A 13,500-nucleotide genomic window follows, 5' to 3' on the forward strand; every position below is an offset into this window, starting at 1 on the left:
TAATTTAAGTTTATTTTTCTATAAAAGTAGTTCATGAAATACTTTAAATACTATCTATTTTTCTACACTAGATTTTTTCATTTTAATTTTTATAAAATAGCATATCATATTTTATCTTAAGTAAAATAGGGAGGTAATGTTACTTCATAAAGACAAAAGATTCAAATTCAAATAAATGTCTTCCTTTAAACATATCAGTAAACCAGCCACCAAAGTTGTCATTTACAACAAAATATATAGCATGTCTACCAGTTACATTCTTCACAATTGCATTGTAAACACCATCATCGGGACCTATTTCACAGCTGCCTATTTCTTCTCCAGTTTTATAATCATCAAGTAAAATTTTAAATTTTGATTTGCATCCAGTCCCTTTTACTAAAGCAATAAATTTCATGGTTTTGCTAGAAAAATCATTACCGAAATCAAAATACTTGTAGCCAATTATACAACCACTTGTAATAGATGTAATTAGTCGTGAAGTTACATTTTTCTCTGTTATAAAGCAGTTTCCTTTTAGGGTGCAAGCAATTTCAGCAGGTGTAATTTTATAGGGAGAAAGGGAATCTTCAAAGCCCAAAGATGTCATTTCAACTTCTGGGATAGTTCCATCAGGTAGAATTTTAATTTTCTCTACACAACCACGTCTTGACATAATTGTGTTATTTGTCATACGGTGATAGAAAATATACCACTGATTATTAATATGGCAGATAGAACCATGATTGTTTCCACCTGGATAATCAATACTATTGTCAATAATAACACCCCTATATTCAAAGGGACCTTTTGGTGACTTAGATGTTGCATATACAAGTCTACTGCTCTTTCTTGGGCAATAGATCAGATAGTATGTATCTTCTATTTTTCTTGGAGAACAAGCCTCAAAAAATGTAAATGGTTCTTCTATAGGAATAATATCATATTGATATGTTCCATCAATAATTTCATACATATTATTTGGGTTGATTTCTGCAACAAAGGAACGCTCATATCCACAGTAAATGTACACTTTTCCATCATCATCAACAAGTACACCAGGATCAATAAACCAGCCATTGTTGAAGGCTTCTTTGTCCATATTGTCTGAGATATTGTATTTATATTGTGAAATTAATTGAAAGGGACCTTCAGGTTTATCACTTATAGCAACACAGCCCTTTGCATTCATAATGTATGCATAAAGATAGTATTTCCCATCTTTTTCAACTACATCAGGGGCATAAAGATCACAGTCTGTCCATGGAGTATCTGATTTATGATCTCTATCATCTCTTGTATGAAATATATGACCATGGCAAGTCCAATCGTTTAGATTATCAAGTAGTGCTGACCATACTTTAAGTTTATAGTCACAAAATTTATCTGAGCCTGCATTATCATGAGAGCCATAAATATATACACGTTCACCAAAAACTCTAGGTTCACCATCAGGAATATACTCCCAAAATGGAAGATATGGATTTGACATAAAAATACCTCCTAAAAATTATAATTTATGCTATACTTTGTATATTAGCATGTTCAAATGTTAAATTCTATGAGGATTACAACGTCTTATAGCACAAAACGGACAAAAATAAAGGAGGATATATGTTTGAAATGAAACTCGGTTATTTTACAAATGATGAAAGTTTTCCTCTTTTCATTCAGTATGGATATCATGATGAAGGGATTTTCAGGCACAAACATAAGGATTTTTCAGAGCTTGTCATTGTAATAAAAGGCAGTGCAAATCATATTGTTGATGATGAGAAATTTTATATTAAAAAAGGAGATGTATTTGTTATTAGTAATGATACTATCCATGGTTATGAAGAGACTGAAAATTTTAGAATTATTAATATAATGTATCGTCCTGAGATTTTATTTTCAGCTGATTATGATATTAAGAAAAGTGCAGGGTTTCATGCATTATTTGTATTAGAGCCATATTGTACTAAAGAACATGGATTTAAAAGTAGACTTGGGCTTAAACCAAAGGATTTTGATAGAATTAATGTTCTAATAGATTTTATGGTTTCAGAGTATGCAAATAAAGCTGATGGGTGGCAAACATTATTAGGAGCAAATTTTATGATTTTAGTTACAATATTATCAAGGCTATATAGTTTTGATGATAGACCTGAAAAAAGTAATATAATTAATATTGCTAAGTCTATTTCATATATAGAAAATCATTATACAGAAGACATTTCTATAGATGTCCTTGCAGAAACTTCACATTATTCTTCAAGACATTTTTCAAGGATTTTTAGTGAGACTTATAATACAACACCATTAAACTATATTCTTTCACTAAGAATAAACAAAGCATGTAGACTATTAAAAGAAAGGGGTCTTACTATATCTGATGTAGCATTTCAATGTGGGTTTAGTGATAATAATTATTTTAGTCGTATTTTTAAAAAAAGAGTGGGACTCACACCAAAACAATTTAGAGTTTCACAATAAAATGTATAAAAACAGTCCAAGAGCAATATATTATTTTAATGCACTTGAACTGTTTGTTTTAATTTATTATCAATTCAATTTATTCTTTTAATAAGGAGCTACTTGAAAATCTATCATCTGTATTTTTAGAAATATTAGTTTTATATTCTAAGTTATAATTATAATTCATCTTAAATAAACAAGAATATAAAATATCTAAGATTAAATGAATAGAATTATTACTAGAATATGTTCCAATCTTTGAATAGAGTTTTTCACGTGTTGTTATAGTAAAAGTACAATCAGCAAAAGTTGTTAAAGTATTTTCACCCATACTTGTTAGTACAATCATTGGCGTTTTTCGTTCCTTTAGAATATTTGTAATTCGTATTAATTCATCTGATTCTCCTGAATATGAAATTAATATAGCACAGTTAGCAGGAGTAGAATTTGAAGCCACAACAAGCTGTTCACCAGGTAAGTTCATTATTTCAACGTGGCGATTAATTCGAAGCATTTTATGCTTAAAATCATAGGCCATAAGCAAAGAATTACTTATTCCATATACATTAATTGTCTGGGCTTTACATAATAAGTTAACTGCTTTTTTTAGGTCATCATGGTTAAGTAGTGATAATGTATCTTCAATACTTGTTACAGCGAGATGAGAAACCTTTGAAGCAATATTCATAAATGTATCATGAGCTTCAAATGGGAAATTAGGGTCAATTTCAGAAAAATGTTGATTTAAATATTGAAGTTCTTTAAGGTACTTTTCTTTTAATTCATTCCATCCACTAAATCCTAATTTTTGAGATAAACGAACTACAGTTGATGGGGAAGTGTAAGTTGCATTTGCTAAGTCTTTAGTAGATAAATGTTCAATGTTTTCCTTTTCATTAAGGATATAATTAGCAAGAACTTCTTCAGATTTAGATAAAGAATCCATAGATTCAAGTTTATTTGAAATTAGCATATATACACCTCTTTTCTATAAAATGATATATATTTAGAATAGTATTTCATTATTTAATACAAAAAAACTAATAAAAATGAAATCTCATTTCAATATGCATATAAAATATTTTAATTTAATCAATAGTCATATATGATTATAGCATAGAAGTAAGAAAGTTATTTTTATTTAACAAAAATACTCAATATCATTGGATTTAAAGGGTTAGTATAAATTAGATATTTATTAACATATGAGGAGGAAAAAATAATGATAGGCGTAATAGCGGCATTTTTAACAACATTTTCATTTGTACCACAAGTAATCAAGGTGCTGAAATCAAAAGATGCTTCAGCAATATCTTTAGGAATGTATTCAATGAGTGTAATTGGTATATTTTTATGGATGGTACATGGAATTAGAATTGGTGATATGGCACTTATAGCAGCAAATGCAGTTACATTTGTTCTAGCATCTATTATTTTAATTTGTAAACTTAAGTATAAGTAAATTTCTAATATAAATAAAAAATATATAAAAGTTAATTGGTTAAATAAAATATAAACAACATGGGTAAATTTATAATACATAAATAAATTAAATTTTAACATTGATTATCCAAAGTTAAAAAAGAGAGGAGATTATAAAAATGGGATTTAGAAAAGATTTTTTATGGGGTGGCGCTACAGCTGCTAATCAATTTGAGGGAGGATACTTAGAAGATGGTAAGGGATTAAGTACTGCTGATGTTATGACAAATGGTAGTCATACATCTGCAAGAAGAATTACTTATACAATGCCTGATGGAACTAAGAAATCACAAGGAGTATTTCCCTTTGAATCAATTCCTGATGGAGCTATATTAGAATGTCATGAAGGAGAATATTATCCAAGCCATCAAGCTATTGATTTTTATCATCATTATAAAGAAGATATAGCACTATTTGCAGAAATGGGTTTTAATTGCTTTAGACTATCTATTAACTGGGCAAGAATTTTTCCAAATGGTGATGATGCAACACCTAATGAAAAGGGTTTAAAGTTTTATGATAATGTATTTGATGAATTATTAAAATATAATATTGAGCCTGTAGTGACAATTTCTCACTATGAAACTCCACTTGCTTTGACCAATAAATATGGAGGATGGTTAGATAGAAAGGTAATTGATTTTTATGTAAAATACTGTGAAACTATTTTTAATAGATATAAGAATAAGGTTAAATATTGGATGACATTTAATGAAATTAATATAATGGATCATATGCCTACTTTTGCAGGAGGAGTTATTAAAAATGATCCTCAATCAAGAGCACAAGGAGTCTATCATCAGTTTTTAGCGAGTGCAAAAGTTGTACAATTAGGCCATAAGATTAATTCTGACTTTAAAATTGGTATGATGACAGCTTATGGGTCTACTTATGCACTTACATGCAATCCAGCAGATGAATTAAAGCTAATGAAAAGTGATCAGCAAAGACATTTCTTCTCAGATGTTCAATGTCGTGGTTTCTATCCTGAATATAAGTTAAAGGAATATGAGAGATTAGGCGTAAAATTAGAAAAACAAGATGGTGATGATGAGTTATTAAAGAATGGTACAGTTGATTATATTGGATTTTCTTATTATTCAAGCTCAGTTGTAAGTACAGATGAATCAAAAAAAGTTACTGATGGAAATATGGTAACTTCAGTTTTAAATCCTTATTTAAAGGCAACAGATTGGGGATGGCAAATTGACCCTATAGGTTTAAGACTTGCCTTAAATAGATTACAAGAAAGATATAATTTACCACTATTCATTGTTGAAAATGGCATGGGGGCAATAGATAAAGTAGAGGCAGATGGGTCTATTCATGATAATTATCGTATTGATTACTTAGCTAAACATATTGAAGCAATGAAGGAAGCTGTTGAAGAGGATGGGGTTGACTTAATTGGATATACTCCATGGGGATGTATTGACCTTGTATCTGCAGGTACTGGAGAAATGAGAAAACGTTATGGATTTATTTATGTAGATAAAAATGATGATGGGAATGGTCCTCTTACAAGAAGTAGGAAAGATTCATTCTATTGGTATAAAAAGGTTATAGCATCAAATGGAGAAGATACTAGTCTTTAAAATATATTATTAATGGAAATTACAAAAGCTGATTCTGTTTAATACAGAAATCAGCTTTTGCAATTTGAGGAGTTATAGTTCCTTTTTAGTTGCTGTAATGAATTCTTTATATTTTTCTACACGTCTTTTATATTCATCTGTTCTCTTTAATTCAAAAACTTTTGCCATATTGTTTTCAATATCAGCAGCATGAAGTAATTTTCCAGGTAAAAGATCATGTGCATGTTCTAATTGTTCTTCTGGGAATTCAAATTTAATTTTTCCATCAATAATCTTAATTTCACCTTCAATACCACATAAACAACAATTAGCCTTTGTTGTTTCACTATCTAAGAAAAAGTTTTTTGAATGACAGTGTGGACATATTCCTTCTTCTCCTTGATATGAAGCATTTTCAATATCCTTTGCAGCATTTGCAATGTTTATTCCTATTTGATGTATTCTTTTAACTTGTTCATCATCCATAATAATTCCAGTGGACCAAGAGAATCTTTCATTATTTATAACTTTCCAGGCAGGTGTCATTGCCTGCATAGCTGCATCACATTGAAATCTAGTAGTCCAATCAGATCCTCCAAGACCAATATATGAAACTACTTTATCTTTTAATATTCTAGGGTCAACCCTTTTTCCACCAGTTTCCTTAGAAATTTTATCTGCAACTACATTACATCCTCTATCCATTCTTGGGCCAAAACGATCAGTGATTGTTCTAAATATTCCTGCTACACCTTTTTCAAAAATTGGAATTGAAAAAACAACTCCATCTGCATCTAACATTTTATCTAATAACCAATCAAAATCATCTTTTAATGCACATAAATTTCCTTTTCCTGTTCCTTGAGCAATACAACATGCATTACATCCAGTACAGTGCTTTATATTTAAATCTAAAAGCCTAATAAATTCAATATCTGCTCCCATTTCTTTAGCTCCCATTAGAGCTTCTTTACACATTGAATCATTATTACCATTTTTAGTTCCAGCAGAAATGCCTAAAATTTTCATATCTATTCCTCCAAAATTCTAATTATTATTTCTTGGTATTAATTTTAGCATTAGAGAAATACCTAAATAATCCATTGGAGCATTTTTATAATGGTAAGTTTCTATAAATATTATTTTTAAAATTACTTAGGATTTTTTGTGTGTACATAATTTTGCATATTAAATGATTGAATTTTACAGTCCTAATTGTTATTTTACAATTATAATTAATATGTGATTGTTTTATATGATGTAAATATTTATTAGAGTATACTTAATGGAACTTATATATTGGGGAGGTATTTTTATGGAATATAATCAAAAAAAATTAAATTTCAAAATTTCTTCATCTGTGGATTTATCTATATATTCTATTAAAAAATTAGAAAGATTTTGGCATCAAGAAATTGAATTAATATATGTACTATCAGGGTCTATCAATGTTAGATGCAGAAATATAGAATATAATTTATATGAAGATGATATTATACTTATAAATATGTTTGATATACATACCTTATCTGCAAATGATAGTGAGATTTTATCATTAAAAATTAATATTTCTACATTAGATTCAGAAATCTTTCATTTTTCACAAAATAGATTTGATTGTAATTCATCTATAGATTTAGACAAATCAAAATTCATACCTATAAAACAGCTTTTAGCCTCACTTGTGAAATCTAATGTTAATCTAGATGATAATTTAGAATTTATAAATAAATCTTATATTTATAAACTGTTATATATATTAACTACATATTTTAAGATTGAAGATAATCATTCAAATTATATAAATAAAAGTTCAGAGAAAATAGTAAGTATTTTAAATTATGTAAATGATAATTTTAAAAATAAGATATCAGTAGATGATTTAGCTAACTCATCATATATTTCTAAATCATATATTTCAAAACTATTTAAGAAATTTATTGGTCTTAGTTTTAGTGAATATTTAATGGAAGTTAGACTTTCTTATGGAGTAAAAGATTTATATAATCCTAATTTAAAGATTGAAATTATTGCTGAAAAAAATGGTTTTCCCAATACACGTTCTTTTGTTGCAGCCTTTAAAAATAAATATGCTTGTCTTCCAAGTATATTTCGTAAAGAAATAAATAATAGTTCTTTTAAAGAAGAAAAAAGTCACACTATGAGAATTAATTATTTAACTTTGCAACATACCAATTCTTTTAATAAATTAGTAGATTATCTCAAGGAGGATGCTAGTATTCCAGAGAAGAATACTAATTCTACTAGGGTTTATGAAATAAGTCCAATAGATGTTTTATCAAAAGGTACATTATTAAAGCATAAATTTAAAAAGCTTATTTGTATTGGAAAAGCTAAGCACATATTAATTTCTGAAAATAGAGATATGCTTAATGAACTACAGAAAGATGTAGGTTTTGAATTCATTCGCTTTCATGGCTTGCTTGATGATGACATGATGCTTTATTCTGAAGATGAAAAGGGGAAGCCTCAGCTTAGTTTTAATTATATTGATTTAGTAATAGATTATATTCTTTCAATTAAATTAAAGCCCTTTATAGAACTTTCTTTTATGCCAAGAGAACTAGCCGAAGATCCAGATCGTACAATGTTTTTTATTCATTCAATTATTAGTTTGCCTAAAGATATGGATAAATGGACTTATATGATTGAAGAACTTATTAAACATCTTATTGTGCGATATGGTAAAAAAGAGGTTGAGTCATGGCCAGTTTTTCTATGGAATGAACCAGATGTTACAGATATGTTTGGCTTTGAAAATAGATATGACTTTTTCAATTTTTATAAAGAAACATATAATGCAGTAAAAAAAATTAATCCTTCTATTTCTTTTGGAAGTCCTCCTGTTTTTGGAAGTACATTGGAAGGTTCAAATGATTGGATAGATACTTTTATGAATTTTTGTGAATTAAATGATTGTTCTCCAAATTTCATTAATACACACTTTTATCCTATGGAACTAAATGGTGGTGATTCAACTAGTATTTCAAAAGATTCTCATATAGAAATGAGTAAATCTCTTAAATATGTGGAGTCAGAAAATGCATTGAAAGAAACTATTAAAAGCATAAAGAAAAGGGTTAAAAAGAATGATTGGAAAACTAATAAGATATTTTTAGCTAGTTGGAATTCTTCTATATCTCACAATGAATTGTTAAATGATACTGTATACAAAGCAGCTTACACAGCTAAAAATATATTAGAAAATTATGATGAACTTGAAAGTTTTGGATATTGGCAGATATCAGATTTCACTGATGAGGTAAAAGTAAAAAATAAATTGTATCATGGTGGACAAGGTCTTTTTACCTATAATGGAATTAAAAAATCTCACTATTATGTTTTTAAAATGTTTAACAAACTTGGAGATAAATTAATTGAAAAGAAGGATGGTTACTTTATAACTACAGATGGGTCTTCATTTCAAATAATTTTATATAATTATCAGCATTATTCAAAGTTATATGCATCAGGAGAATTATTTGATATGACTTTTGAAAATAGATATGCACCATTTTCTAATCCCCATACAATGAAAGTAATTCTTCCACTTACCAATATTACTGAAGGAAGCTATCAATTAACAGAAACAATAGTAAATGAGAGGCATGGAAGTTCTTTTGATAAGTGGATTGAACTGGGAGGTGTTGATTTGGAAACTAATGAAGATATTGAATATTTAAAATGTGCCTCTATTCCAAGGATACAGAAAAAAACACTTTTCACAGAGGATAACTCTTTAAAAATAATTGCAGAATTGAAACCACATGAGGTACGTTTAATAGAAGTAAAACCTATTAATAAATTGATTTAAACTAAAATAATCTTGAGATTTCCATTAAAAATATAATATTAATAAAAATTAGAAAAGCTGATTTCTTCAATACAGAAATCAGCTTTTACTAATAAGTGAAAAGATAATATATTAATTATTATTTCTCTCAAATATAGCTTTACCAGCACAAACTTTAGATTGTCCAAACCACATACATTTAGCACATTTTAAGCACTTACCAGTATCCTTACCTTCCTTAGCATCATTTGCCCAGTTAGGATTTATAAGAGCACCTCTACCAATGTCAACTAAATCTACATTTGTTTCATTTAATATTTCTTCGGCATTTTCAGCTGAATTGATTCCATCAACTGCAAATACTGGAACAGAAACTTCTTTCTTAATTTCTTCAGCTGCATAAACTGCATTTGAGAATTTATATCCTTCAGGTGTATTCATTTCTAGTTCACTAAAGAAGCCATAAGAAATATCAAGGAAGTCTATGCCACTCTTTTCTAATGCTTTAGCATGACGTAATCCATCTTGAAGTGTTGGTTCAAATCCACCTAAACGAATTCCTACAACAAATTCTTCAGGAGTTACTTTTCTAATTCCTTCTAATATTTCTATTACAAAGTTTTCAGGATTCTTTCCATATGCATCAGTTCTTTTATTTACTCTCTTATTTAAGAATTGGCTAATTAAATATCCGTGACATCCATGAAGTTCAATCCCATCATAGCCAGCTTCATAAGCCCTTCTAGCAGCTTGAATGTAGTCATTTTGTATAGATTTTATATCTTCTATAGTCATTTCACGTCCAACAGCAGTTTTTAATGGATTTCTATATTCATAAGCGCTTGGACATAATGGAGCTTCAGATATTCCAACAACTCCTGCATGATGAATTTGAATAAATATAGCACAGTTTTCTTCATGAACTACATCAACTATAGTTTTTAATCCTTCAATTTGCCCATCTTCCCATATTCCAAGCTGTTTTGGAGATAATCTTCCATCTGTATTTATACATGTAGCTTCTTGAATTATTAATCCAGAACCACCTTGAGCTAACTTTTTATAACGTTCAACATTTTCAGGTGCCACATATCCATCAGGTGAAAATCCAACTACCATTGGAGGTATACATACACGATTTTTTACTTTCACATTTTTAATATTAAATTCTGAAAACAACTTTTTCAAAGATCCCACTCTCCATTTCATTATTATTTACATTAAATTTGATATTTGATATGTTATTAGTATATTTTACATAGAAACAAAATATCAAGTACGCACATTTTTGTGCCTTACTTTTGGGGGGAGACTTATGGAAGAAAAATTAGAAGAAATAGTAAATACTTGTCATAGAGAATGTCCTGTTGTTGATGCACTTGAAGTTATTGGGGGGAAGTGGAGAATTCCTATAATTTGGAGTTTATATACTGAAAAAAAACTAAGATACAATGAACTTAAAAGAAGTGTACCTGGAATAACTAATATTAAGTTAACTCGTTCTTTAAAAAATTTTATAAAAAAGTGAGCATCTCATTAATTTTTGTATATATCTTAGATGAAATATATTAAAGGGAGATTGATGAGAATGAAAGAAAGAAAATACGTAAAATTAAGAGTTGATATGTATGAGGATACTAAATTTAAAATGATAGATATGAAACCAGAAAGGGACCTTATACATTATGTTTGGTCTAGAATTATTACTCTAGCTGGAAAGGTTAATTTAGAGGGGGAGCTATATCTCTCTAAAAATATGCCATATACAGAAGAAACATTAGCTATTGAATTTAATAGAGATGCTTTTCAAGTAAAATCAGCACTAAATATATTGATTGAGTTAGAAATGCTTGAATTAAGTGAAGAAAAGGTATATAAAGTAAAAAATTTTGCAAAGCATCAAAATATAAAAGTAACTGAGAAAAAGAAGGCTCAACATAAAGAAGAGATTAGAAAAGATGAAACTATTGGAGAAAATGATAATGTTAATAATGAGAAAGAACAAGTTGAGAAAGAGATAAATAATGAAAAAATCATAGAGGGCAATATTGTAACTGAAATTTCTGATAATGATGCATCTACTAAAAAAGGAACTAATATAATAGCTGATGATTTCCTAGGAAATTTTCAGGTTAAAAAAGATAAGAAAGTATATAAAAGTAAAAATAAATCTAATAAGAAAGAAAATGTGGATAGTATCACAGATGAAATATCAGAAGATTTTCTAGAAAGCTCTTTTACAGATGGAGATTCAAAAATCGAAGGAACTATTGTTAATGATTGGGATTTTTGTTCTTCATGATTAGAGTTTACAAAATAATGGTTTCTAGATAAAATTAAGGCATATATGGGGATTCTAAAAAGATTCATAAATACTGTTATTATTGTGATTAATCAATTTAGAACAAAATAAAAATTTAAATTGAATAGAGGTGATTTCTTACGAGAAAATATATGGTAAAATCTAGGTTTTTGAGGCAAATAGTTAAATCGTATTCAATTGTATTAATAATAATTACTTCTATATTTACATTAGTATTATATTGTTTTGTTGAAGCAAGGATACAAAATTCAACGATTCAATATCAAAACGAACTTACGGAAAAAACTACAAGGCAGATAGATGACTTCTTAGGAAGAATGGATGATGTGGCTAATCGTGTGACATCTGATACTGATACAGTTGTACTTTTTTCAAAATTAAATAATGAAAATCACATAAATAATTATTTTAAAGAGAATGTGGTGAAAGCAATTGATATAGGAAGTAAATTGAAAACCATTAATGGATCAACAGATCCAGTGTGGCGTATAAATGTATATAATCAATGTGGCGATTTTATATCATCAGGAGCTATTACGGAAGGTTATGATGAAATTAAAAAAACACTAAATACAATGAATATAGGTGATACTATGATGAATTTGAAATATTCTAGTAGAATTGTATTGCCGCCCAATAAAGATAGATGGTCTAATTATTTTAAATCACAATACATATCTATATTTCGTCCAGTTATGAATAAGTATGGAAAAGATGTATATGCAGTTGTAGAAGTTCAGGAGGATATATCAAAACTTGAAAGTTTAATACAAAGTGGAGTTAATAATATGCAAGTTCGTATATATGATAAAGATGAAAGATTGATTATATCTCAAGGAGAAATCCCAGATATAAATAAAGGGCTTCAAACTACTTCTAAGTCAGAAATTTCTGGTTGGAGAGTAGAGATTATTTCAATCAATCAAGGTAAATCTTTTTATGGTATTATAGGAATTTTTATACTTACCTATTTGCTATTCATAATGTTTATTTTCTTAATAACATATCTTATTGCAAGTAAAATAACACGTCCTTTGCAAGAGTTACGATTAGCTGTTAAAAGAGTTTCACCAACTAATATCTCAATTAAAACAAACAAAGGTGTTATTGATGAAATAAAAGAACTCAGTGATGCTTTTTCAGATGTGCTTATAAGAATAGGAGATGCAGCTATTCAGGAAAAGAAGGCATATCTACTAGCAATGCAAGCACAGATGAACCCGCATTTTGTATTTAATATATTATCTGTAATAAGTGTGGCAGGTATGGAAGTTGGAAGTGATAAGATTGTAGATATGTGCCAGCAGATATCAGATATACTCAGATATGTTGCTTCATATGAAAGTTCAGTAGTACATTTTAGGGATGAAATAACTCATACACAGAATTACCTAAATTTAATGAAGGCAAGATACGAAGATTGTTTTTCTTATGAAATAATTGTTGATGATAGAATTAATGACATTATGATACCAAAGTTAATTTTACAACCTCTAGTGGAGAATTGTTTTAAAGATGCTTTCAGTGAAGTTGAACCACCATGGAAAATTAATATAGTATTAGGGATAGAAGAAGATTTTTGGTATATTAAGGTTGAAGATAATGGGATTGGATTCTCAGAAAGCAAAATAAAAGATGTTGATTTAAAAATTGAACGATTTAGAAAAGGTATAAATGAGAACTATAAAGAGTTAAAAATTGGAGGATTAGGATTAGCAAGTACTATTACTAGACTTAGATTATCATGTGATACAGATGTAGAATATAATATTGAAAATTTATGTGGAAAGGGGACTAGGATTATTATTAAAAGTAAAATAAATAAGTTAAAATATTAAAAAAATAAACAAGCACACGAGATAGGACAAGGA

The 13,500-nt window shown here is 28.3% G+C and carries 11 protein-coding genes; 7 read left to right on the plus strand and 4 right to left on the minus strand.

What is annotated here, in order from left to right; translation table 11 throughout:
• Nucleotides 1–139 precede the first annotated feature (139 nt).
• Entirely contained in the window at nt 140–1,471 is a 1,332-nt protein-coding gene (locus NNC19_RS15205) for a family 43 glycosylhydrolase (protein WP_310939520.1), read from the minus strand.
• 122 nt (nt 1,472–1,593) lie between these two features.
• Here NNC19_RS15205 and NNC19_RS15210 point away from each other — a divergent pair, with 122 nt between their 5' ends.
• Complete coding sequence (locus tag NNC19_RS15210) at nt 1,594–2,454, plus strand: AraC family transcriptional regulator (RefSeq protein WP_310939521.1); 861 nt, start codon at nt 1,594–1,596, stop codon at nt 2,452–2,454.
• A gap of 79 nt (nt 2,455–2,533) precedes the next feature.
• On the opposite strand, the gene NNC19_RS15215 is transcribed toward NNC19_RS15210, so the two are convergent.
• Nucleotides 2,534–3,409, minus strand: a complete 876-nt coding sequence (locus NNC19_RS15215) for a MurR/RpiR family transcriptional regulator (protein ID WP_310939522.1) — start codon at nt 3,407–3,409, stop codon at nt 2,534–2,536.
• 249 nt (nt 3,410–3,658) lie between these two features.
• Here NNC19_RS15215 and NNC19_RS15220 point away from each other — a divergent pair, with 249 nt between their 5' ends.
• Nucleotides 3,659–3,898, plus strand: a complete 240-nt coding sequence (locus NNC19_RS15220) for a SemiSWEET transporter (RefSeq protein WP_310939523.1) — start codon at nt 3,659–3,661, stop codon at nt 3,896–3,898.
• A gap of 139 nt (nt 3,899–4,037) precedes the next feature.
• Nucleotides 4,038–5,513, plus strand: coding sequence for a 6-phospho-beta-glucosidase (locus tag NNC19_RS15225; protein ID WP_310939524.1), 1,476 nt, complete (start codon nt 4,038–4,040; stop codon nt 5,511–5,513).
• A gap of 72 nt (nt 5,514–5,585) precedes the next feature.
• Here the strand turns inward: NNC19_RS15225 and NNC19_RS15230 are convergent, their stop codons facing one another.
• Complete coding sequence (locus NNC19_RS15230; protein ID WP_310939525.1) at nt 5,586–6,521, minus strand: flavodoxin family protein; 936 nt, start codon at nt 6,519–6,521, stop codon at nt 5,586–5,588.
• Nucleotides 6,522–6,807: 286 nt separating this feature from the next.
• Between NNC19_RS15230 and NNC19_RS15235 the strand changes: the two genes are divergently transcribed.
• A complete protein-coding gene (locus NNC19_RS15235) occupies nt 6,808–9,327 on the plus strand; it encodes a GH39 family glycosyl hydrolase (RefSeq protein ID WP_310939526.1) in 2,520 nt (839 codons plus the stop codon).
• 111 nt (nt 9,328–9,438) lie between these two features.
• On the opposite strand, the gene NNC19_RS15240 is transcribed toward NNC19_RS15235, so the two are convergent.
• On the minus strand, nt 9,439–10,494 hold the full coding sequence (locus NNC19_RS15240; protein WP_310939527.1) for an NADH:flavin oxidoreductase: 1,056 nt from the start codon (nt 10,492–10,494) through the stop codon (nt 9,439–9,441).
• Nucleotides 10,495–10,621: 127 nt separating this feature from the next.
• Here NNC19_RS15240 and NNC19_RS15245 point away from each other — a divergent pair, with 127 nt between their 5' ends.
• From NNC19_RS15245 to NNC19_RS15255, 3 genes are all read left to right on the plus strand, one after another.
• Nucleotides 10,622–10,834 (plus strand): winged helix-turn-helix transcriptional regulator, encoded by a 213-nt coding sequence (locus NNC19_RS15245; RefSeq protein WP_310939528.1) that lies wholly within the window; start codon nt 10,622–10,624, stop codon nt 10,832–10,834.
• 60 nt (nt 10,835–10,894) lie between these two features.
• On the plus strand, nt 10,895–11,608 hold the full coding sequence (locus NNC19_RS15250) for a phage replisome organizer N-terminal domain-containing protein (RefSeq protein ID WP_310939529.1): 714 nt from the start codon (nt 10,895–10,897) through the stop codon (nt 11,606–11,608).
• Nucleotides 11,609–11,760: 152 nt separating this feature from the next.
• Nucleotides 11,761–13,467, plus strand: coding sequence for a histidine kinase (locus NNC19_RS15255; RefSeq protein WP_310939530.1), 1,707 nt, complete (start codon nt 11,761–11,763; stop codon nt 13,465–13,467).
• The last annotated feature ends 33 nt before the right edge of the window (nt 13,468–13,500 follow it).

It is taken from the genome of Clostridium sp. SHJSY1 (genome assembly GCF_031626875.1).
Classification (GTDB): Bacteria; Bacillota; Clostridia; order Clostridiales; family Clostridiaceae; genus Clostridium.